General features: G+C 40.4%; 18 protein-coding genes and 1 pseudogene. All 19 read right to left on the reverse strand.

The features are described 5' to 3' along the window. Positions 1–361: 361 nt before the first annotated feature. The gene (locus BMZ99_RS23390; protein ID WP_090943678.1) at positions 362–1768 is read right to left on the reverse strand and encodes a PTS mannitol transporter subunit IICB; all 1407 of its coding nucleotides are present in this window, start codon (positions 1766–1768) and stop codon (positions 362–364) included. A 373-nt stretch (positions 1769–2141) separates the two neighbouring features. Continuing rightward, positions 2142–3533 carry a tryptophanase gene (locus tag BMZ99_RS23395; protein ID WP_090943681.1) on the reverse strand — a complete coding sequence of 464 codons (1392 nt, stop codon included), beginning with the start codon at positions 3531–3533 and terminating at the stop codon, positions 2142–2144. Next, a complete protein-coding gene (locus BMZ99_RS27485; RefSeq protein ID WP_281246860.1) occupies positions 3523–3645 on the reverse strand; it encodes a hypothetical protein in 123 nt (40 codons plus the stop codon). Before BMZ99_RS27485 ends, BMZ99_RS23395 begins: the two co-directional genes overlap by 11 nt. Before the next feature lie 133 nt (positions 3646–3778). Next, complete coding sequence (locus BMZ99_RS23400; RefSeq protein WP_090943684.1) at positions 3779–5155, reverse strand: amino acid permease; 1377 nt, start codon at positions 5153–5155, stop codon at positions 3779–3781. A 101-nt stretch (positions 5156–5256) separates the two neighbouring features. Continuing rightward, positions 5257–6858 carry a sigma-54 interaction domain-containing protein gene (locus BMZ99_RS23405; protein WP_090943687.1) on the reverse strand — a complete coding sequence of 534 codons (1602 nt, stop codon included), beginning with the start codon at positions 6856–6858 and terminating at the stop codon, positions 5257–5259. Between the two features lie 167 nt (positions 6859–7025). Beyond that, positions 7026–8990 (reverse strand): methyl-accepting chemotaxis protein, encoded by a 1965-nt coding sequence (locus BMZ99_RS23410; RefSeq protein ID WP_090943690.1) that lies wholly within the window; start codon positions 8988–8990, stop codon positions 7026–7028. Between the two features lie 233 nt (positions 8991–9223). Next, on the reverse strand, positions 9224–10498 hold the full coding sequence (locus BMZ99_RS23415) for an MFS transporter (RefSeq protein WP_090943693.1): 1275 nt from the start codon (positions 10496–10498) through the stop codon (positions 9224–9226). Between the two features lie 92 nt (positions 10499–10590). Next, the gene (locus BMZ99_RS23420; RefSeq protein ID WP_090943696.1) at positions 10591–11751 is read right to left on the reverse strand and encodes an iron-containing alcohol dehydrogenase; all 1161 of its coding nucleotides are present in this window, start codon (positions 11749–11751) and stop codon (positions 10591–10593) included. Positions 11752–11821: 70 nt separating this feature from the next. Further along, positions 11822–12799 carry a hydroxyacid dehydrogenase gene (locus BMZ99_RS23425; RefSeq protein WP_090943699.1) on the reverse strand — a complete coding sequence of 326 codons (978 nt, stop codon included), beginning with the start codon at positions 12797–12799 and terminating at the stop codon, positions 11822–11824. A 124-nt stretch (positions 12800–12923) separates the two neighbouring features. After that, positions 12924–13799 carry a 4-hydroxy-tetrahydrodipicolinate synthase gene (dapA, locus tag BMZ99_RS23430; protein ID WP_090943702.1) on the reverse strand — a complete coding sequence of 292 codons (876 nt, stop codon included), beginning with the start codon at positions 13797–13799 and terminating at the stop codon, positions 12924–12926. Between the two features lie 33 nt (positions 13800–13832). Continuing rightward, positions 13833–14840, reverse strand: a complete 1008-nt coding sequence (gene pdxA / locus BMZ99_RS23435; RefSeq protein ID WP_090943705.1) for a 4-hydroxythreonine-4-phosphate dehydrogenase PdxA — start codon at positions 14838–14840, stop codon at positions 13833–13835. 75 nt (positions 14841–14915) lie between these two features. After that, complete coding sequence (locus tag BMZ99_RS23440) at positions 14916–16313, reverse strand: four-carbon acid sugar kinase family protein (protein ID WP_245755136.1); 1398 nt, start codon at positions 16311–16313, stop codon at positions 14916–14918. 32 nt (positions 16314–16345) lie between these two features. Then, positions 16346–18250, reverse strand: a complete 1905-nt coding sequence (locus BMZ99_RS23445) for a sigma 54-interacting transcriptional regulator (RefSeq protein ID WP_090943708.1) — start codon at positions 18248–18250, stop codon at positions 16346–16348. Positions 18251–18549: 299 nt separating this feature from the next. Beyond that, on the reverse strand, positions 18550–19866 hold the full coding sequence (locus BMZ99_RS23450) for an amidohydrolase (RefSeq protein WP_090943711.1): 1317 nt from the start codon (positions 19864–19866) through the stop codon (positions 18550–18552). A 29-nt stretch (positions 19867–19895) separates the two neighbouring features. After that, positions 19896–20348, reverse strand: a complete 453-nt coding sequence (locus BMZ99_RS23455; RefSeq protein WP_090943717.1) for a hypothetical protein — start codon at positions 20346–20348, stop codon at positions 19896–19898. After that, complete coding sequence (locus BMZ99_RS23460) at positions 20348–21142, reverse strand: DUF3100 domain-containing protein (RefSeq protein ID WP_090943720.1); 795 nt, start codon at positions 21140–21142, stop codon at positions 20348–20350. The genes BMZ99_RS23455 and BMZ99_RS23460 overlap by 1 nt, the downstream gene beginning before the upstream one ends. A 209-nt stretch (positions 21143–21351) precedes the next feature. Then, positions 21352–22680, reverse strand: coding sequence for a helix-turn-helix domain-containing protein (locus BMZ99_RS23465; protein ID WP_090943723.1), 1329 nt, complete (start codon positions 22678–22680; stop codon positions 21352–21354). A 202-nt stretch (positions 22681–22882) separates the two neighbouring features. Next, entirely contained in the window at positions 22883–23092 is a 210-nt protein-coding gene (locus tag BMZ99_RS23470) for a CopZ family metallochaperone (protein ID WP_090943726.1), read from the reverse strand. A 406-nt stretch (positions 23093–23498) separates the two neighbouring features. Next, positions 23499–23704: pseudogene (locus BMZ99_RS26825) on the reverse strand (IS110 family transposase); the annotation flags it as partial.

The following is a 23704-nucleotide window of genomic DNA, read 5'->3' on the forward strand; positions in this document are numbered from 1 at the left end:
TATGAGAGGCAGCGTCAAGGTGCAAACCGAGTTTCTATTGCTGTGCATGGGGTATAACCTAAACAAACTCCACAACAAAATTCAAAGTGGTCGCTGTGGAACTTACTTGCATATTCCCAAAGCAGCCTGACAAATACAAATAGACTTTTTTATTGGGGAAGAGGCTTCCTCTGTTTGCTATGGGCATAAACGGAAGAAGAGCTTCTTTGTTTATTCTTTTTCGCCTGGATTTTATCTGCTCAAGAAAGGAAGGCTGCCACAAAATGCTTTTTTTCAAAAAGCATTTTGCGACAGCCTCTTTCTTTTTATGTTACATAGTCAGGAACGATGCATGTCTGTGACTGCAAGTGAGAGAATTCGCTTATGCCAAACGTTTTACTAACTGGTCATATTCCGGGCTGTTTAAGAAGTTTTCAATCGAAATATGTTCTGCCGTTGGCAGCTTTGTTTTCGCACGTTCAGTTAACGTTCTTTGCGTTATAACAATATCAGCATCGCTTGGAAGTTCATTGACTGCCGTGTTGATAACAGTAATGTCTATGCCGGCTTCTTTAAATTTTTTCCGTAGAATCGTAGCTCCCATAGCGCTGGACCCCATGCCTGCATCACAAGCAAATACTACTTTATTTACTTTTTTGGAAACAGTTTGCGTAACTTCTACTTTAGTACCTTTAAGCTCTTGTACTTTAGCAGTAGCTTGCACCAATTCTTCTTCATCTGCCACCTGATTACTCATTTTAAGAATTGCAGAGGCAATGAAAAATGCTACGGCTGTTGCAACAGCAACACCGGCAAGCACGGCAAAGAGGCCGCCTTTAGGAGACATTGCAATCAATGCGAAAATACTGCCAGGAGCAGGCACGGCAACCAAACCAGCACCTAATGCTTGGAAAGTCAGAGTACCAGACACGCCACCACCGATAACAGCTAAAAGTAGACGAGGATTCATTAAGATATAAGGGAAGTAAATTTCATGAATACCTCCCAGGAAATGAATGATCATGGCCCCCGGTGCAGATTGTCTAATACTTCCTTTACCTGCAAACCAATATGCCAGCAATATGCCAAGACCCGGTCCTGGATTTGGTTCCAATAGGAAGATGATAGATTGTCCTGCTTTTGCTGCCTGCTCCATTCCAATAGGGCTTAAAATTCCGTGATTTAAAGCATTATTTAAGAAAAGGATTTTAGCAGGCTCAATAAATACGTTTGCTAACGGCAATAATCCAGCATTTACAACGGCTGCTAAACCAGCTGATAATGCTGCCGTAATTCCTAACATGACAGGGCTGACGCCAACAAATGCCAAGACTGCAAGAATACCCGCAACAATACCAGATGAAAAGTTATTGATTAACATTTCAAAGCCAGCAGGAATGTTGCCTTCAAATGCCTCATCGACTTTTTTAATCGCCCAGCCGCCAATAGGACCCATTAACATTGCACCCAAGAACATAGGCTGAGTCGAACCAACAATAATACCCATCGTGGCAACGGCACCAACTACTCCGCCTCTGACATCATAAACCATTTTCCCGCCAGTATAACCAATCAGCAAAGGTAGCAGATAAACGATCATAGGTCCAACTAATTTTGACAAGTTTTCATTTGGCAGCCATCCCGTCGGAATAAATAGAGCAGTAATAAATCCCCATGCAATAAAAGCTCCGATATTGGGCATTACCATCCCACTAAGAAACCTTCCGAACTTTTGAATCGTCGCGCGTGTCCCCAAACTATCCTTTTGCTTCGCTACAACTTTCTCCACTTGGCGTTCCTCCTTTAAAATGTAAATATAATGTTCTATTTGCATCATATAATACTTATATATGCTTTTCAAGAAAATCAAAATTCGATTTCGTCATAGGACTTGTTGACATTTTTATAATATTCTCATTTTAGTAAATAAAATTTGAGGACATTACCAATCCTTCTATCGTAAAATATATAAAACGAATGAACCACAAAGACACAAAGAACACTGAGGAAATATAGCTAGGTTAAAAACCTCTGTGCTCTCTGCCAACTCTGTGTCCTCTATGTCAACGTTCTCTTAAACTTATCACTTTCTGATGCTAGAACAAAGACTGCCTTATACGATTAAAAAACATCGTAGCAAGGCAGTCCTTTTGTTAGGCTCCTTATTCTTCAATTGGGACTAATGCTGCCTGGAAATGACGAAGAATGGGCGGTTCCCATGTAATTTTATAACCATGCTTGATCTCATGAGCTCTTTCTTTTATGGCAATAAGAGCATCAGCCATTACATCAAAATGAGCCTGGGTATATACGCGGCGGGGGATCGCCAAACGAGTAAATTCAAAATCCGCATGAAGCTGTTTTTTTGTATCAGGATCATTCCCCAGCATATAAGAGCCGATATCACATGTGCGAATTCCCGCTTCCTTATATAGCTCAATCGCGAGAACCTGACCGGGGAATTCAAAATAAGGCAGTTGAGGAAACATCGCCTTAGCATCGATGAATACGCCATGCCCCCCAACTGGCGACTGATAAGCAATTCCTGCATCATCTAAGCGCGCTGCCAAATATTCCATTTGACCGATGCGGTATCTAAGATAATTTTCATCCAATCCCTCGTAAAGCCCCAAAGCCAACGCTTCCAAATCTCGCCCAGAAAGACCCCCACAGGTGGTAAAGCCTTCAAAGGAGATACAGCGAGCCTTAATAGGTAGAATCAATGGAGATTCAGCATCCTTAATGCCAATAAGACCGCCCATGCTTACTACACAATCTTTCTTGGAAGACATGGTAAACATATCTGCACAGGAAAACATGGTTCTGATAATTTCCTTAATGGATGCATCTTTAAATTCTTCCTCACGCAATTTGATAAAGTAAGCATTCTCAGCATAGCGGGCAGCATCAAGATCCAGAGGGATATTGTATTTTTTGCAGACAGCAGCTACTTCACGAACATTTTGCACAGACACAGGCTGACCACCGGCAGAGTTGTTGGTAACGGTTATAACCACCAATCCGACATTTTCAGGCCCATGTTCTAAGATGATTTTCTCCATCTTTTCAACATCCATATTTCCTTTGAAAGGAGCTCTCTTAGCAGGATCTTTTGCTTTTTCCACAACGCAGTCAATAGCCCTTGCGCCGCAAAGCTCTACATGTGCTCTCGTCGTATCAAAAAACATATTAGAAATTGCCACTTTTCCCTCGCTTAGGACTGTACCAAAGAGAACTTTTTCCGCTGCACGTCCCTGATGCACCGGCTGAATAAAGCCATAGTTGAAAATATCCTTTCCAGCCTCAACCAGTTTGTAGTAACTGGAAGATCCCGCATAGGCTTCATCGCCCCTCATAATACCAGCCCACATTTGATCAGACATGGCATTGGTGCCCGAATCCGTTAAAAGATCAATATAAACATCTTCCCCAGCAAGGTTGAACAGATTATAATTGGCTTTTTTGATCTTTTCTTCTCTTTCTTTATGCGTGAGCATTTTGATAGGTTCGACCATCTTGATTCGAAAAGGCTCCGGAATATATTTAACCGCCATCACAAATTCCCCCATTCTTTACTATGCTGCCACCTTTATAGTGCTTTGCTTTGACAACGAACAAATGAATCCATTGCACTCCTCTTTCTGGCAAAGATATATTGTAAGGCATTTCATTCCTTATATCTTGCAACTCTCATGCCAAATCAGTGAATGTACAAATTCAATAGAATGTTGAATTTTCTGATAATGTTTCTTGACACATTTTCTTTTCAGCTGATAAAAAAACATATCAATTTAGAATCCTAACGATGCAATTCTTCTTTTTTTATGATAACCTGTTTCTTAAACCAAAAGGCACCCCATAGAATTGCCAGCCACAAGGGCATAACATAGAGTGATAATTTCATATCTTCGATTTGAAACATTAACCCTACAATCATAAGTAGAAAGGCAATGCAAAAATAGTTGGCAAAGGGATACCCAGGTACTTTGAATTCTAATTTTTTCGCTTCTGCACCTTTAGCCGCCCGAAATTTTAAATTCGCAATCACAATCATAACCCAGTTTATGACTGCAGCCAAAACAGCTATTGAAATCAAATATAAAAATACTTTACCTGGAACCAAATAATTTAAGACCACAGCGATTAGGGTACAAGCAGAAGAAACAAGAACGCCAGTTACGGGAATACCTTTGGTGTTTAATTTCCTAAATGCCATAGGAGCATTCCCCTGCTGTGCCAAGGCGTAAAGCATACGGGCATTGCTGTAAATACCGCTATTATAAACGGAAAGAGCCGCAGTAAGAACAACAATATTTAAAATCGTTGCAGCAGCCGGGATGCCCATTTTAGAAAAGATTTGTACGAAGGGACTTCCTTCCAAGCCGACTTTATTCCATGGGTAGATAATCAGCATGACCAGCAGCGCACCTACATAGAAGAGCAGAATTCGCCAAATCACTTGATTAATGGCTTTGGGAATTGATTTTTTGGGCTTATCCGCTTCCCCTGCAGTAATACCAATTAACTCAATCCCCCCAAAAGAAAACATGACAATGACCAAAGAAAGCAGCAATCCCCACACGCCGTTAGGCATGAAACCGCCATGTATCCAAAGATTCTCAAAACCAATGGCTTGACCGCCTGTGCCTATACCTGTGAAAATCATCAAGATTCCCAGTAGTATCATTCCGATAATGGCAATGACTTTAATGAATGCAAACCAGAACTCAAGCTCGCCGAACATTCTGACTTCCACTAAATTAATCAATGTAATAATGGCTAAAAATGTGAAGGCAGAAACCCATGGCGGTATATCGGGCCACCAATAATGAATATAAATACCAACTGCGGTTAATTCCGCCATACTGACTACAACATAGTTAAACCAATAGTTCCAGCCGGATAAGAAGCCAGGGAACTCTCCCCAGTATTTATAAGCATAGTGACTAAAAGAACCAGAAACAGGTTCATCTACTGACATTTCACCCAGCATCCTCATAATCAAGAAAATCACGATTCCGCCAATGGTATACGACAGTGTAATTGCCGGTCCCGCCAGTTGAATGGTTTGGGCTGATCCGTAAAATAGCCCTGTACCAATAGCTCCCCCCAATGCAATCATCTGTATATGGCGATTTTTTAACCTTCGATGCATGCCATGGTTTTCTGAAGTCATGTTTGTTCTCCTTTCAAATTTCACCTTATATCTGCTGCTCTGCTCATTCTAAATATATGCATTTTTTATGCCAAAAAAATTCTTCAAAGTATCTGTATTTTTCAAATCTTATAAGCCCGGATTTTATTTAAGATTGTCGTATTTGACACTCCTAAAACTTGTCCGGCTGACCTAGAAGAAGGATATTTTTCTAAAACCTGCATGATGACTTCTTTTTCAATGCTGGCAACAATCTCTTTTAGCGAAGGCCATTCACCTTCAAGGGGAATCTCAATCTGCAAGGCTTGCTCATTTCGTGAGATATTCTTTGCTCTATGGCTGCAAGCAGTAATATCGGCCCAAGCCAAAAGATGATCCGATCTAATTTCAGCAGCATCAGTCAAATTTATCAAACGCTCCAGGGTATTTTCCAACTGCCTTACATTGCCGGGCCATTCTTGCTCCATCAAAAGAGCTGCACTTTCTTTTGCCAAATACATTTCAGGCTTATTCAGTTTTGTACAGATTTTTCGAATTAAGTGCTGGGCAAGCAAGGGAATATCCTCGCTTCTTTCTCTCAATGGCAAAAGAACCAATGGAATCACATTCAGCCGATAATATAAATCTTCTCGGAACTTACCCAAGAAGATCAACTCTTCCAAATTGCGATGAATGGCGGCAATAATCCGTACATCCACCGCAATTTCTTTACTCCCCCCTACTCTGCGAATCGTCCCCTCTTGCAGAACGCGCAATAGCTGAACTTGCAGTCTCTGGGATATATCTCCAATTTCATCCAAAAACAACGTACCATTGTCAGCCTGTTCAAAAAGTCCTTTCTTCCCACCTTTAGCAGCGCCGGTAAAGGCTCCTTCTTCATAACCAAATAGTTCGCTTTCCAGAAGGGTATCTGTCAGTGCGGTGCAGTTGATAGCAATAAAAGGATTCTCGAACCTAAGACTGCCTGTATGAAGAGCTGTTGCAAATAATTCTTTGCCAGTTCCGCTTTCCCCCCTCAGTAAAATGGTTGAAGAGCTTTTAGCCACAGTTTTGGCAACAGTTATAAGGCGAGCCATTCGAGGACTTTGATACACAATATCATTGAATGTAATCAAAGAGCGGGTTTTATCTGATCGCAATAGTATATTTTTTACTTGGTGAAGATCTTGAACGGTTAAGACCGCACCGATAATTTCTCCCTGATCATTTTTCACCGGAACACTGCTGAAGAGAAATTGTATCATTTTGCCGTCCTTCTGCATTTTTCGCTCTTTTAAACGGTATGTATGCCCCAGCTGTAATGTTTCGAGAATCGATGGATTTTTTCCCAGCAGTTTCTCCACCGGTAAGCCGACGACCTCATCTGGGGTGCAATTGAATATTTTGCATGCAACTTGATTGATATGGGAGATTTCCCCTTCTCCATCGATAGCAAGCACTCCCTCGCTAACAGAATTGAGGATGGTTCGTAATTTATGCTCTTTTTCTTTATAAGGCATTTGACTGCGAAATGTGACGGATTGAATATTTTCCAATTCTCTTAAATCGGCAACGAATTTTTGAACTTGCATAGGCGAATCACATTGAAATTGAATAACCATTCCATAGTTAGGAATGACCTCCATAGCGATTTTATCAATATGATGCTGCTCAGTAATTTGAAATATTTTATATCCTAATCCCGGGCAATTGATAAAATTGATTTGTATAATATATTCTTGCATTGCCTTTGCCGCCTTTCATGCCACAATATTCAAAGATTTTTCTCTATAAGTTCCATTTCCCACTTAGCTCACCAATAGTCTACATAAAAAAATACCTGTGATCTGCTGATAAGGCAGACTACAGGTATTTTCTATAACACAAATGCTAATTCCTACTGTGCTTCATACTAAATATGGAAATGACTAACTGCTGTTTGTAACTCCTGAGCCATCTGGGCAAGCCTTTGGCTTGAAGCTGCGATTTCTTCCATTGAAGCAGCTTGTTCTTCTGTTGCTGCGGAAACATTCTGAACCTCCCCTCCCGCAGCCTTCGCCAATTGATCAACCTTTTGTACCGAAAGTACAACGTGTTGACTATCACTTGCCAAATGCCCGATAACGGCGGATATCTCTCCAACCTGAACAGACAGGTTTGTTATCATCGCAATAATCTCTTGGAAGCTGTCACCCGCTTCATTTACAACTCCGGCACCAGCTTTAACTTTCGTCGTACCTTCTTGCATAGCAACTACAGCTTTGTCTGTCTCACTTTGAATTTCGCCAATTAAATGAGCAATTTGTTTTGCCGCCTCCTGAGATTGTTCTGCTAATTTGCGAACCTCTTCAGCAACGACTGCAAAACCGCGTCCCTGCTCACCTGCTCTTGCCGCTTCGATCGCGGCATTTAAAGCTAAAAGATTTGTTTGGCCTGCAATTCCAGAAATTGTATCAACAATTTGTCCTATTTCTTTTGAACGTTCACCCAATTGTGCAACAACCATAGATGAAGCGCTAACCGTATCTTCAATATCCAGCATTTGCTTCACGGCACCTTGTACTGACCTTCCGCCTTCCTGAGCTGTATCGACGGCCTTAAGAGACTGCTGTGATACCCCGCTGGCATTCTTAGCAGCCTGCTGAATATTCTTCGACATTTGTTTTATTACAGTGGTTACCTCTCCCAGTACATGATATTGCTGATCCGCTCCTTCTGCCACTTCCGTTATCGATGAAGCAACCTGATTTGCAGCTAGGGCAGATTGTTCAGCACTAGACGTCAGTTGTTCCGATGCCGCAGCCAGCTGATGAGAATTTCCTTGCACCTGACCGACCAGTTTTTTCAAATTCGTTACCATTGTAGCAAAAGCAGCTGCTAACTGTCCGATTTCATCCTTTGAAGATATCTCAATTTTCTGGGTCAGATCGCCTTGGGCAATCTGACTCGCCAGCTTCTGCATCTTTAAGATTGGTTCAGAAAAACTTTTGGCAATATAAAAGGCTACTATTCCCACCAACACCAGTACTACTAGCGTAACCAATCCCATCATAACTAACAAAGAATGGGTTTTCTCTGTTATGACAGTGTAAGGCACCTCTAAACATATCAGCCAGCCAGTTCGATTATCATATGTATAAGTAACTAATTTTTTACCTGCATCTTTGTTCTCAATAGTTGCAAATCCGCTTTTCTTTTCAGATAAACCTTGTTTTATAAAATCAACTTCAATCTTATCGACACGATCTTTGACCAAGTTTTGATCTGGATGAGCCAATACTTTACCTTCACCGTCAATTACATAAGCAAGAGTATTGTCATTCGATAATTTCGTCACAAACTCACTTATTTTCGTAAGGGTAATGGACCCTTGCATGATTCCGATTACATTGCCTGCTGCATCTGTACTACGAACAGGAGTTACGAGATTAATAACAAAGCGATTCGAGTTCTTGCTAAAGACAACTCCTGATATTACCTCCTCTTGTCCTTTAAGTGCCAATTGATAAAAAGGACGTTCCCAAATGTTAGCAACGGGGATATTATCGCCGCGTACAACCTGATTTCCTTTTACATCGTCAAGAGCAAAAGAGTTCTCAGGATACACCTTCTGAACTTGAAGCAGAAAAGTTTTTACTTTGGGAATATCAAAGGCTTTCACTGTAGGATTAGCGGCAATTGTCTTAAGTGCAATAAAAGATTTATCAAGATATCCATTAATTTGCAGATTCACTTCCATTGCGAGTTCTTTGCATTGATTAATTGTTTCTTTTTCTAATTCCGCACTTAAATACCGTACTGAAATAACCGACAATAGTATAAGCGGTACGAAACTGATGACTATCATAATGAACAATAATTTCTTTTTAACACTCATGTTAGTGATTCCTCCTATCAAATATGATAGATAGCAAATCGACTCAAGGTTATTAACATTTCCTTTATCCAGCAGTATTGTTCAATCACTTCAATAGTTAAGATGCTGCATACCCTATAATAAAATAAATGCATCAGGTGGTGGTTCCACCTGATGCACAGGCTAAATCTGCAAGATACGTCAAAGCATTTGCTATCTTACTTTAAATACAGTTGTCCTTACATGTTATCTATTTAAACTTCAATATGCTTAACTTTTCCTAGCAAAAATAGATAATTTAAAATACCAACAACTAAAAGTGCCGAAGAAAGGAGCAACGCCATAGTAAATGAACCAGTAGCTTGCAAAATCGCACCGGTAACAATAGGACCTACCACTCCGCCCATATTAGAAACGGAGTTTTGGAGTCCGGCAACCACTGAAGTCATATTTTTAGGTGCCACATCGCCAGGAAGTGCCCACACCTGGGAAGCAGCCACTGTCGTACCGGATTTTGCAATACATAAAAGTACAATGGCGGTTACCGCCGACTCCGCAAAAGCCGCCAAACCGATGCAAGATGCCATCAGAAGACCGCCAACTAAGAAGACCTTACGAGTAGCAGTTAAAGACAGCCATCCTTTTGACTGCACCTTGTCCGACGCCCAGCCCGCAGCAACTTCAACAAACATTGAGATCAAGAGAGGCAGCATCGCTGCAAAGCCCATAGCCAGCATTCCCATGCCTTTTTCCTTGATCAGATACGTAGGAAGCCAAGTAATAAAGAAATAAGAAGTATAATTAATCATAAAGAAGCCGATGCACATTGCCCAAATATTTCTGTATTTTAAAAGTTCGTACCATTTCATTGGCTGTTCGTTATCAAGGCCTTCTTTTTTGGACTGTCCCTCGCGAATGTATTTTAACTCAGCAGCGTTGACGCCTTTGTGTTGTTCGGGAATTTCTTTAAAGTACATGATCCAAATGATAGACCAGACAATTCCCGCTCCACCAATAATGACAAAAGTCATCTTCCAGCCAAATAAGGCAATAAGCCAGACAATAAGCGGCATGGCAACTGCTCCGCCAAATTTGGAGCCACTGTCAAAAAGTCCGCCAACAGTTGCCCGTTCTTTATCGGGAAACCATTTGGAAGAGATCCCTGCATTGCTTGGATATGCAGCTGCTTCACCAATACCTAAAGCCACGCGAAACCCTAATATCGATTTAAACCCTGTTCCCAGCCCTGTTAAGGCTGTAGCAATTGACCACCAAGCTACAGCAAATCCAAGGTTTTTTTTCTGTCCAATTTTGTCAGCAAACCAGCCTGCTGGAACTTGAAGTAAGGCATATGACCAAAAAAAACCTGACATGATGATCCCCATCTCGCTTGGCGTTATACTAAATTCTTTAGTAATATAAGGAGCTGCGGCTGCAAGCACAGTACGATCAATATAATTAATAGCAATTGCTGACCACATTAACGCTGCAACAACCCAGCGCACATTCGATTTTTTCTCGGTTGACAAGATAACCCCTCCATTGTATATATTGCTATTACGCTTATTACTTTCGGCTATTTGTAACTTTCTTTTTAGTTCAAAGAAGTAATCGGACTGAATTACAATAATTTTTTGTAAATTGCCCTCATATCTTCTTTTGTTACCACTTTCGGATTGTTATCCAAAAGACGTGTTACCTTAGATGCTGCCTCTATCAGATCGTCGAGAGCCGCTTCGTTAATGCCCTTGGCCCGCAAATCGCAAGTAACATTCAAATCTTTGATTAGGGAATATAGGTTATCAATCATTTTTTCTGCAGCCTGTCTGGTAGTACTTCCGGAAATTTCAAGTTCCATTGCAACTGCTATATCTTTAAATTTTTCTTCGCAAACATCCAAGTTAAACTTCATTACATCCGGTAACAGAATTGCATTGGACAAACCATGAGGAATATGATATTTTCCGCCTAGAGGATACGACAGCGCATGTACAGCAGTCGTACTAGAAGTTGCGATTGAAATGCCCCCAAACATTGCTCCTAAAAGCATATCTTCACGAGCTGCTACATTATGTCCATCATGATATGCAGTGCGAATACTGCGAGAAATCAATGTAATTGCTTTTAAAGCAAAAGTGTCGCTGAAAGGATTTGCCTTTTTTGAAATGTAGCATTCAATAGCATGGCATAATGCGTCCATCCCTGTATTCGCAGTGATATGCTGAGGTAAATTAATCGTTAAATTGGGGTCCAAAATAACACAATCCGGTACCATCTTTTCACTGACAATGCCAACTTTCAACTCCTCTTCTGGTACTAAAACGATGGCATTTGGCGTTGCTTCAGAGCCAGTACCTGCCGTCGTCGGAATCATAAGTGTCGGTACGCCGCGGCGTTTTATTTGTGCTTTTCCTTTTACCAATTCACGTAAATTTACACTGTTTGTAAGTAACAAAGAAACGATTTTTGCAGTATCCATGGAACTGCCGCCGCCAATGCCGATAATCATTTGGCATTCAAACTCTCTTGCGGCTTGAAATATAGCATTTACCTGATCCACCGTCGGCTCAGGAGGGGTGTCATTAATTACCTGAACATTTACTCCGGCTTTTTCAAGTAAAGCCTTGGGATTATCCACTAAACCAGAACCCCAAACACCTTGATCAGTAATAATCACTACATTTTTAGCTTCATAATCAGCTGCGATAGTTGTTATTTGTTCAATACTGCCTGCACCAGCAACGATTTTTCCAATATTCAGCAACGAATAGATACTACTCATGATAAATTCTCCCATCATTTAAAATATTTCAAGTTTCAGTTATTTCAAAAAAGTCTTATTTTAGTAAACATTATTGATTCCACCGTGGATGTTCATAGGCTTTTGGATTGCATACATGCTTCCAGCGTTCGCCATTGATTACCGCAATCACACCTTCTGCTGCCATGGTTGCTGCACCTGATGCTGCCTCTTTGGTTTGCCCTGCCATATGGGGAGATACAATAATATTGTCATACTTAAATAAAGGCTCATCAACCGTAGTCGGTTCATTCTCAAAAACATCTGTGGCTGCGCTATGTATTTGATTCTCTTCTAACGCTTTTGCCAAAGCATCCTCATCAATAATACCGCCTCGGGAGCAATTAATTAAAATGGCACTTGACTTCATCAATTTTAGTTCCGCTGTACCGATAAGATTTTTTGTTTTAGATGTCAAAGGGACATGTAAAGAAATCACATCGCTTGTTTTTAGAACCGCATTCAGTTCCGTTTCATACTGATACCCTTGTTCAGTAATTGTTTCAGGTGCAACAAATGGATCATATACAACAACTTTCATTCCAACACCAGACGCCATCTTCGCAAGGATACTGCCAATATGACCATAGCCAACCAAGCCTAAGGTTTTGCCATATATTTCGAAAGCCTTATAACTGCTTCGTATATTAAAATTGCCTTTACGGAGCTCTCTATCGCTATGCACCATATCCTTTGCCGCGGCAAACATAAAAGCAAAGGCATGCTCAGCTACCGAACGAGTATTAGCACCAGGAGCAATGACGACAGGAATTCCCAGTTCCGTTGCAGCTTCTACATCCACATCATCAACACCAACACCAGGACGTCCTATAACCTTTAAATTTTTGGCTGCCAGCATTGTTTCTCTGTCAATGGAGCCAATGCGTATGATAAGACCTTCCGCATCAAGCAGTTCAGGCAGCATTGCCTTTGGATCACCATTGTTGGTTATGGCAACCTTTACGTTTGCTTTTTCTAAAACAGCCATTCCATCATCATGTAACCTATGGGATATAACAACTTTTTTCATTTTTAGCTCTCCTTGTTAAAAAGTAGAGTTATAAGCATAGAGTCAATATGTTTTCTATCATTTGAGCAACGCATTCACTCTATGCTCTTACTCATATAGTTAAAAACCATTTAGTATTTGGTTACTACTTGTATAATTCAAAAACGTTAAGTAACGCTGCATCAATTTCAGGTTTATTGCAGTTTGAAGGTTCCCGGCCTGGACCAACTGGGTAACCCAGCAAGTTGACCGCGCGTTTAACAACAGAGTTTGGATTGCCCATTTGCATAACATTACGGAATGGTCTGATTTTCTTTTGTGCTTCATTTGCCTCTTCGATTTTACCTTGTGACCATAATTGATAGATGCTTACCATTAATTCAGGAAATACATTAGAACAACCAGAAATTGCCCCTGTACCACCTGCCATTAATGTCCATAAGATTAAGGAGTCACTGCCAGCTAATACACTTAAGCGAGGATCGGTATTTTCAATGTATTTTAACGTATTGTCAAAATTACCGCTGCTGTCTTTGATACCAATAATATTTTCGTATTTCGCCAATTTTTTTACTGTAGTGTAATCGATATTATTGCCTGTTCTTGCAGGAATGTTATAAAGCAGGATTGGCAGATCAACAGCCTCCGCGACACTGCTGAAATGACGATATAAGTCATCTTGAGAAATACCGGCAAAGTATGGAGAGATAATGGATAATACATCAACTCCTAGATCTTTAGCAATTTTCGACAGCTCAATTGTTTCCTGTGTTGTGATACAACCAGTACCCGCATACACAGGTACCCGGCCTTTTACTTCATCAACCGTAACCTTAATGATTTCAATTTTTTCTTCTTTTGAGAATGCATAGAATTCACCATTTGTCCCTAGAGCAAAAATTCCGCTAATTCCTGCGTCAATTAAGCGATTAATTTGACTGCGCATTTCCTTTTCATTGAATTTTTCCTCTGCTGTTAATGGAGTAAGAATAGGAGCAATAATACCTTCTGGTTTAAACATACTGATCATCCTTTCAGTTTTTAATATTTGATTTTATTTTAAAAGATTAGCAAACTTCACTTTTGCCATCTGTGCACCAAGCAATAATGATTCGGTCATACTTTTGCCATCTGCAATCCCCTTGCCTGCAATATCAAATGCAGTACCATGGTCAACAGAAGTTCTAATGAATGGCAGGCCAACAGTAACATTTACTCCTGTTTCAAAGCCCAGCACTTTAATGGGAATATGTCCTTGATCGTGATACATGACTACTACAATGTCAAATCGTTCCCGAATTGCCGCCTGATAAAATACAGTATCCGGCGGTACCGGTCCGGTCACATCCATTCCCATTTCTTTTGCCGCATCAACAGCTGGCGCAATTTCCAGCTCATCTTCTGTACCAAATAAACCATGTTCACCAGAATGAGGATTTAGCCCGGCTACAGCAATCCGCGGCTTTTCAATGCCCATCATTTTTAACGTGTCATCTGCTAATCGAATGACACGCAGCACACGGTCCTTCTTGACGAGATCACAAGCTTTTCTGAGTGGTACATGAGTTGTCACATGAATAACTTTGAGCGCACCGCCTACCAGCATCATAGAGTAATCTTTTTGTCCGGATAAAGCACCCAGTATTTCTGTGTGTCCCGGATAACGGCAGCCACCAAGATTTAATGCTTCTTTGTTTAACGGAGCAGTGACGATTGCATGAATTTCTTCCTTCAGGGCATAGCCAACTGCTTTTTCAATATATTCGTAAGCCGCTTTGCCAGCTTGCCCATCAACTTGTGAAAAAGCCAGATCTGCGGGCACATTATCTAGATCAACAATATCAATTATTCCGTACGTATTGCCGGCAGCTGCTATATCTTGGACAGACTTACCTATTACATCAGCACCAACAATTGCAATGGCACGCTCTATTATTTTCTTATCACCAAAAACTACAGGTCTGGCAATATCATATATTTCTTTTGAAGCTAAGGCTTTAACAATAATTTCTGGACCAATTCCGGCAGCATCACCCATTGTAATTCCTAATATCGGTTTCATGTGTTATTCCTCCTTCTTTCCTGCTATTCTTCTAAGAGCTCAGCGTATTAAAAAAACATAGAAAATCAAACATACTCATTCTTTTCGCATTGCCTCTATGGACAGAACAAATGCATCTTCTTGACCAAAGGCACCCGCTTTCGTTACTACTTGCAAACCATGGCAGCAACCGCCGACCAATCGTCCCAGAGGAATACCAACAGCAACTTCCTCTAGTATTTCAATTGCCTCAGCCCCCAAAGAACGACAAACATGGATGGCTGTATCACCACCAGTAAGAACCATTCCAGCCAATTGATACTCAGTTAACTGTATGGCAATATCACCTAAAGCAACGGCTGTTTGTTCACTGACTTCAGTGCCGCTAATTCCGCAGTTCTTCCCTGCTGCTACCGCGGCAGAAACATCATGGTCATCAACTGCACTGGCAATTAATACATCTTTGCCTTGCTCCAATTGCCTTTTCGCCCGTATTGTGCATTGCTCTATTTCTATTTTTTTATTCCGTATCAGATTAGCTACGTCCATTTTTACAAGTTCAATATTCGGTAAATTTAACGCTGTACCAATCTGCATTTGGGTAACCTTACTTACACTGCCGGCAATCACCAGCACTGGTCCTTTTGCTGCAATTCCTATGTTTTTTTGTTCTGCAGACCATTGATAAAAATCAGGCAATTGTTCTGCCAAGCCTGCCGAACCTACCCACAAAATCTTATGATAGTCTTGTGTTGCCGTGACAATACATTCCAAATGTTCATCTAATACTGCATCAAAAACAATCCATTTTTCACCGCATTCCAGGCATTTTTTAATGGCTTGTTTTACTGCTTCTAATCCTTTCATGACAATATGGAGCGAAATTAAGCCAATCTTATTATCGGTTTGTTTATGTAATAATTCCACAATCCTCGATTCATCCACGGGACTTTTCGGCGAATGAGCAATTTCCGTCAATTCGATTGGAAGCTGATCTAACAAATGATATCCACCTACTGTTACCCGCTTATTACTGGGAAACGCAGGGGCAATTACAACGATCTCTGGCTGAAATACTTCTGCCGTCGCTTCTATTTCAGCACCTAGATTTCCCCTCAAAGTAGAGTCAATTTTTTTGTAGATATTTTTTACACCACTATCCTGCAAAATTTTGCAAACTGAACTCACCCTGTCATAGGCTGCCGATGGGGCAATATCTCTACTGTCAGTATCTATAACAATTACATCAGCAGTCTCTTTCAGCATTTTTTTTTGATCAAAATCGATTCTCACTCTACTGCTTATATTACGTTTAGAAAATTGTACTGCTGTATCATTTGCACCCGTTATGTCATCTGCAATAACTGCTAGTTTTATCATTTCTATCACCTTCTCTCTATTGCACCTCGCTGCTATGTATTGCAAACTTCGTGCCAACATGTTTTTCCCTGATAATACTGGATTTATTGCTGCTACATAAAAAATGCGTTGCATTTTTGCAACGCATTTTGTGCAACATGCACGCATTATTTTTTTACCGATTTGGCATTTAACTTTCGCCATAAGGTAGTACGGTGAATCCCAAGCCTGGCTGCCGCCCGATTATAATTACACTCTTCTTCCCTCAGCACACGCAATAAGATCTCATGTTCCGCCATGGCTAAGCTGTCTTTCATTCCACCTTTTTCCCTGCTGCTTTCTCCTGCTGCTTCTCCTTCTTCATCATAGGCTTCCATCATATCCTGTTTGCTCATAATTGGTCCGCTACTTAAGAGCATAGCTCGTTCTATCGTATTTGCGAGTTGTCTAATGTTTCCTGGCCAGCTGCACTGCTTTAAATACTCCCTTGCTTCCAAATGAATCCCTGTAACCTTGCCATTGATATGTTTCATTTTTTTGATCATTTCTTTTGCTAAGAGCGGAATATCTTCTATTCTTTCCCGCAACGTTGGCATATGAATACGCAATATATTAAGCCGGTAATAAAGATCTTGCCGAAAATTCTTCTCCTCGATTAATTTTGCTAAATTTTGATTGGTTGCAGCAACAATACGCACATCTACCGGAATAACAGTATCACCTCCTAAATGCATGACTGCTTTTTCCTGTAATACACGCAATAATCTTGATTGAAGGGATAATGGCATTTCTCCAATTTCATCTAAGAAAAGGGTTCCTCCATGAGCCAGTTCAAATAATCCCTGCCGACCACCTTTTTTAGCTCCAGCAAAGGCCCCTTCCGCATAACCAAATAATTCGCTTTCCAGTAAATTCTCTGGCAATGCTGCACAATTCACAGCCACAAAAGGACCCTCAGCTCGGGTACTCACATTATGAATACTTTGCACCAGCATTTCCTTACCCGTACCAGACTCTCCAGTAATTAAAATAGTGGATTGCGTCAGTGCATATTTGGCCGCTTTGCGTTTTAATGCATTACAAGCTGATGATAATCCAACGATATCAGCCATTTTTATTCTGGCAACTAAGCCTTTGGCATGTAGTTTCTTACGAACATTCTGTTCTAATTGCTGCAATTGTGATACATGTTGAAAGGTATAAATACTGCCAATAATTTCACCTTTCACCTTGATTTGATTATATTTAATCGTTAAAGTCTTATCATCGATGCGTTGCACATCAGCTATCTTTTCGCTGGAATCATCCTTTCCCGCCAGCGAAAATTGAGGAATGACGGTTTGCAGGTGATTGCCGATAGCTTCCAAGTGAGATATTTGAAAAATTTTTTCCGCCATAGGGTTAAAAAGCGTAATTCGACCATTGGTATCCGTTGCAATAATACCTTCCGCTGAAGCATCAATCACAGTACCTAATAGCTCTGATTTCTCTTGCTCCTCCCGCCGGATATGTGCAATTAATGCTGCTTCATTGATGGCTTTATAAATTGCATCTTTGCCAGACTGAATCAATGCTCCCTGCACACCAATACGTGCCGCTAATTTTGTTGATATTGCATCACCAACGATAAGCTCTACGCCGTTTTCTACTGCAGCAGCAATTTTTTCTGGAGCCTCATTTTCATTTTTTAAAGTAATTTCCACAAAAGTAATGCCCAGCAGCGTCGCTAAATCCTCACATCCATAAATCACATTTTCAAACCCTGCAATACCTATTTTTTCAGGATACTCGGTGCTTTGCCTTAATGCGCGTAGCACATCCATTACAGTAACCTGGATATGTACAGTAGGTATATTTACATTTTTTTTAATCAAATCAGCCGTACCACCACGGCTGACAATCACTTCAACCCCATCTTCCACCGCCTGCTTAACGATTGCAATGCATTCTTGCAAATCTCCCTTGACTACTTTTATGAGATGTGACGAATCGGCAAACCGTTCCGCTACCACTTCCTCTGCCAATTTTGCTAAACTCGCAAATGGCGCTACAAATAAAATTCTTGCTTCCACAATTGACTACCTCGCTTTAGACTCCAGTAATTAACTGAATCATCTTTTAATAAACAGCGCACAGAATTCTTTATTATCCTTATACTAACCTGAACTTGCCATCAAGTCAAAATAAGTACTACTTGAAATAGGAAGAATAGCAACCGATAATTTAATTTGTCAACCTCAACAGTTTAACCGCCTATTTCTAAGGTATATCTACACATCATAATAACCGTATATAAAGTTAGAAGGGAACCACTCATTGGCGAGTGATTCCCTTCTAACTTATCCAACACTTAGCGACTTACACCAATCTTTTAATTCGCTTGATTAAAAGAGTTTAAAAATTCTACATATTTTTCTTTGGTCAGTAATGGTTTATAATCATGCAAGATGTTCTCTGCTGCTTCGCCATCACCATACAATAGGTCAATAATCGTCATCGCCAGTGCCTGGGCGGACTTAATATAAGCCGTATGAACATCAGCCACAACATATTCCTTACTATGCAGAGCACCTGATACACAAGCAAGCCAAGGATGTATGGTCGGCATAATATGAGAAAGATCACCGGTATCGGTGCTGCCGGCTTCATGTGCCCCGTCAACCACCTGACTTGGTCCGTATAACACTTCCGCATTGCCTCTAAATACTTGATTCAGATCCTGGTTATTATACATTGGCAAATAACCAGGCAAACTTTGAATAGACACTTCAGCGCCCACTGCATCCCCACCGGCGCGCAGAGCGCGGTCGATTTTTTTATTGCTCTCTTGCAGCGCCTCCATAGTGGCAGCACGGACATAACTTTCCATACGCACATCTTCGGGTATTACATTGACTAAATCGCCACCTTGGGTAATGATCGGATGAAACCGCACATAATCTTCTTCACGGAAAGTCTCCCGCTGGGCATTGACTCCCATTATGCCTAACATGGCTGCGTTCAGAGCATTAATCCCTTCTGAAGGCGCCATTGCGGCATGAGCAGCTTTACCTCGATACTTAACCAATTTGCCGATAAATCCATTACTGGTACTGCCCAGACGAATAAAACTATCCTTCTCGGTATTGGTGAGTAAATGAATTTGCAGAGCCATATCAATATCATCAAAAGCACCTAGATGAATCAATTCCTGCTTACCGCCAAGATACGTGATTTTACCTTCTTCACGAAGCTTATTGCGATAGGAAATCTCAACATATTCTTCTGCCGGAACAGCAAAAAGCACCACATCCCCGGCTAAGTATTCCATAGCACCTGTTTCCAGTAAGGCTCTCCCTACAGCCATCAACATTGCAATCTGAACGTTATGACCACAGCAATGAGCAGCACCACTTAACGGATCTGCGCCAGGATGAGCAGCACAAGTAACAGCATCAAGCTCACCGAGTATGGCAACGGTTCGGTTCGATTTTTTACCTTTAATACGTCCCTTGACACCGGTAAGTGCCAACCCTTTTTCATACGATATGCCTAACTCACGAAATATTTCTTCTACCTTGGAAGCGGTCTTCGTCTCCTTAAAACCCAGCTCCGGTTCTTTATAGATAGACTCTCCCAACGCAAAGATTTGTTCTTTATTTGCTTCGATTGCCTGGCAAATCTTTTGTTTTAATTCTTCCTTTTTCATCGTCTACCTCCAGCACCAATTTTTTATTCTTAAATCGCGCCTTCCCATTTTAAGACAAATTGGGCAATAATTGCAGCAAATAGGAACGTCCCCGTCATCACAGCCAAAGTTACGGGTACGATTTTCCAGGATAACTTTTTAAATAACTCGATATCTTTCCCTAATGACAAGCCCGCATAAGCCAAGATAGGAGTAGTTACGGCTAAAAATTGGACCTTTTTTGTTATTTGAATGACCCATGCACTGCCGGGAAAACTTGGGAGAGAAATAATAATGGCAACAATGGAAATCCAAAAAACCATAGGCAATTTATTCAGGCCAGGCAACTGACTGACAGCCATTCCAATAAGACCAATCACAATAATGACAAGAACACCTAATAGGGAACTATACCAATCAACTTGATAGCCAATGACATTACCAACTGCCATAAGCAATCCTGATAGTACCATGGCAACAGTCATATTCTGCAATTTATTCATTATACCTTCTCCTTTGCAGTCTCTTTATCGCTCTGAAACTTGCTTAAAAAATTGTACAGCTTGGTCGCCAATGGTAATGAAAAAAAGAGGCTTACATAAATGCCCAATATCGTAGACATTAAGTTTGCTGCTCCTGCATAGGCCCGGATTTGCTGTTCCATCTCTGGATAGGCGGCGATAATGGAACCAACTGAAGCAGCCATCATACTGCCGCTGCCTACACCTGAGCCCATTGCCAATGCATAGGGATGAAGAATTCCCAATTTGGCAACTACTCCGGTTAAGATCGACAGCCATACTGCACCAACTAGCGTTCCACAGATATATGTAGCCATTACACCCCGTCCTTCTGGCGAATCCAATCCAAACTTTTCTGCAATGATGGCAATATTGGGTTCTCTAGCAACGGAATACGTAGCACCGATCGATTCTCTCCCCATTCTTAAAAATACAGCAATCGGCAAGCCTAATATTACCGTACCAAAGAAATGGCCGATTTCTTGAAGAAGCAGCGCTCCTTTCGAATGAAACAACAAGGATATATTCGGCCCAATATCTAAGCCAATTTTAACGATTAAAAGCATCATAGCAATAGGCAAAATCCCAGCAGCCACTTCCATTTGCTTTGTTGATAAAATTTTAAATTTAGGAAAACTGATGATGCCGCCAAGTACCAATGCATGCAGCAGCGGAAGCAAAATAATGAGACTATACTTTACAACTCCAAGGTTCTCTGACATAACAACAATGATAAGTACTAAAAGATGAATTTTCCAATTACGCAAAATATCCACTACATCACTCCTAATTATTATAGAAATCTGTTTTTATGATTTTTTTTTGCTAATCACCTCTTTTTTATTTAAGGAATATATACGGTATTTTTCCTAAAATAATTATATAACAGTAGGATTAGAAACAGCAAGTACCGTTGTATATCTAAAATTGTTCTAAAGGGAAAATAAGAGAATACCATTCAAAAAGCATAGGTATCCTCGATAAATCAATGTTTTTCATTTTTTTTAAGCGAGGTTAATTGGTATAGTTTGTTTGGCCGACCTCTAGCTGCTGCATACTCTTCGCCAACCTGTTCAACTAATCCAGCTTCACAAAGACTCGTTATAATCCTTCGAACATTTCGTTCGGTCACTGACATCTGAGCAGCCAGTTGAGAATTAGAAAAAGAACCCCACCCCATACGTTGTACAATGTTTTCAATTTTGCGGTATGTCTTAATTCCCACACTCACTTGATTTAGCTTTTTCAACAAATCAGTATCATTCGAATAAAATTCATAACTTAATGCCTTTTTATATTTAACCACTTCAACCATTTTTCCATCATCCTGTACAACAACAACACGTGCTCCTTTTTGTTCTTTCGTATTGCGAAGTGCTCGATGAGCGTTGATTTCACTAGCAAAAACCGTTTCGCCAAAACCAATGCCAGCGGCGATAGGAACATCGACGTTTACTGCCAATATGAGTTGCTCAATCGTATCTTGCAGCATCGTCATTTCTCTTTGCACCGCCCCGCGAGAGCTAAAAATCTCATATACTCCCGTTCCTTTATCTAAAAGATAGCCATCTAAACTCTTGCAAAGAGGCAATAAAATTGCCTTTAGCCTCAACTCTAAGATCTGAAGATCATAGGGAGTTTTAGCCCTTTCTATAATTTTTCCATAATTGCCAACTTCAATAATCACCAGTCCGACTTGGGTATTCTTGAAATAAGAGGATTGTACTTTTTCAATTATAATTTTGAGAGATTGATTAATTTCTTGCTCACTTAGCGTAAAGTGATAGACTGGAACATTTTCTTTTTGCAATGCATTCATAACACTGCGCAAAGCCGTTATGACTCCATCAATTTTGCCCTCCCTCCACAATTGAAGATGAAACTGAATAATTTTTTCAGGGTCATATTGGCGGCTGTAATACGTAATGAAAACATCACGCCATGGTATTCCCGTAGCACGGAGTAGCTTTTCTATATCGACTTCAGATTCAATAAAATCAATAGAAATACGTTCTAAAACCACTTTGTGGGAAAAGGCCATTTGCAGGCAGCAGAGATAGAATCCCCCTCCCATTGTCTGACAATAAGCTACCGTATCTTCAGGCTGTATATACTCCTGTGCAATGATATAGGGAACAGGTCCGGAAAAAAGCCAGCCTTTCACCTTACTGCGATTTTCATGCAAAATACTTTGTATCTCCATCTCATCATCATAAGGAAAAGGTATACATTCAACTTCCTGACTATAATCTGCAGCCACCTCCAAAATCCGCTCCACAGTGCGATCGGGGCCAACGATGCCAATCCTATGCATATATGATTACTCCTATCTTTTCTTTTACATATGTATTTTCGTAATAATTGAATGTTCAGAGTCTTTATGCTTTGTTAAGATAATCATACCATAGAAAGAGCAGAATTTCCCCTTAGCCTTGCTGCATTAAAAAGAAATACCCAATAAAGTAGACATCTCCTTGTCTACTTTATTGGGTATTTTCTTTAGTTTATGAATCAACTTATGCAACTACATCAAAACCTACTTCTTCTATCGCTTGATGAAGAGCTGCAAGCTCTGCAGAGCCAGTCACCACCGCCTCTTTTTTCTCTAAATTAACAGCAGCACTCGTAACTCCTGCAACCTCTTTAAGAGCCCCCTCGACGGCTGCCTTACAATGTCCGCAAGACATACCCTCAATTTTTATTACGATTTCACCTGTTTGAGCCATTTTTATCCACCTCCTTTTTGTAGTGCCATACCCCGGTATAGTATATTAAAAAGTATATAACAATCTATTTATCCAGTCAAGACTATACATCGTACCTAACATTTTATCCCTCCTCAGCTATTTGTGATTACTAACATCACTTCTGCTTTCAGAATCACTTTTTCTATGTCTTTTCCACTATTATTTGCAATATTGATGATTTAAATTAGGAAGATTCTTCTGAAATTATACACGTTACATATTAGAATTGCATAATATACATAAAAGGATAACCAAATATATATATAAGCAATCTGGTAATATGTCAAGCCCATAAAAAATAAGTTTTGTAAGTAATCCGCAAAAAATGGGTGCACTAAACAAGCCTCTTCTTCAAGCCGAAGAAAAAGTAAATAAATGGGATCTATTAACTTTGGCTTACTCTACTTGGAGAGTAAAGCTGATGGTTGGCCAGCAATCCAAAAATCAGCCGGATGAATTTACGAGCAGTAAGTGCGAGTGCGCGTTTGTGCTGATGAGTTTTAACTTCATCATACTTCTTCTGGTAAAAAGCTGCATATTCAGATAAATGATTCTTTACATGGCTAGTAGCTTCAATTAAATAGTATCTGA

The sequence above is a fragment of the Pelosinus propionicus DSM 13327 genome, from assembly GCF_900114615.1.
Lineage (GTDB): Bacteria > Bacillota > Negativicutes > DSM-13327 > DSM-13327 > Pelosinus > Pelosinus propionicus.

Bases quoted from the DNA above. Each gene is read 5' to 3' on its own strand.
- BMZ99_RS23465 (WP_090943723.1), bottom strand. From the start codon at position 22,680: ATGCATAGGATTGGCATCGTTGGCCCCGATCGCACTGTGGAGCGGATT.
- BMZ99_RS23420 (WP_090943696.1), bottom strand. From the start codon at position 11,751: ATGAGTAGTATCTATTCGTTGCTGAATATTGGAAAAATCGTTGCTGGT.
- BMZ99_RS23400 (WP_090943684.1), bottom strand. From the start codon at position 5,155: ATGACTTCAGAAAACCATGGCATGCATCGAAGGTTAAAAAATCGCCAT.
- BMZ99_RS23425 (WP_090943699.1), bottom strand. From the start codon at position 12,799: ATGAAAAAAGTTGTTATATCCCATAGGTTACATGATGATGGAATGGCT.
- BMZ99_RS23395 (WP_090943681.1), bottom strand. From the start codon at position 3,533: ATGGCGGTTAAATATATTCCGGAGCCTTTTCGAATCAAGATGGTCGAA.
- BMZ99_RS23440 (WP_245755136.1), bottom strand. From the start codon at position 16,313: ATGCAACGCATTTTTTATGTAGCAGCAATAAATCCAGTATTATCAGGG.
- pdxA (WP_090943705.1), bottom strand. From the start codon at position 14,840: ATGAAACCGATATTAGGAATTACAATGGGTGATGCTGCCGGAATTGGT.
- BMZ99_RS23405 (WP_090943687.1), bottom strand. From the start codon at position 6,858: ATGCAAGAATATATTATACAAATCAATTTTATCAATTGCCCGGGATTA.
- BMZ99_RS23410 (WP_090943690.1), bottom strand. From the start codon at position 8,990: ATGAGTGTTAAAAAGAAATTATTGTTCATTATGATAGTCATCAGTTTC.
- BMZ99_RS27485 (WP_281246860.1), bottom strand. From the start codon at position 3,645: ATGCCTTACAATATATCTTTGCCAGAAAGAGGAGTGCAATGGATTCAT.
- dapA (WP_090943702.1), bottom strand. From the start codon at position 13,799: ATGTTTAAACCAGAAGGTATTATTGCTCCTATTCTTACTCCATTAACA.
- BMZ99_RS23455 (WP_090943717.1), bottom strand. From the start codon at position 20,348: ATGAATAAATTGCAGAATATGACTGTTGCCATGGTACTATCAGGATTG.
- BMZ99_RS23450 (WP_090943711.1), bottom strand. From the start codon at position 19,866: ATGAAAAAGGAAGAATTAAAACAAAAGATTTGCCAGGCAATCGAAGCA.
- BMZ99_RS23470 (WP_090943726.1), bottom strand. From the start codon at position 23,092: ATGGCTCAAACAGGTGAAATCGTAATAAAAATTGAGGGTATGTCTTGC.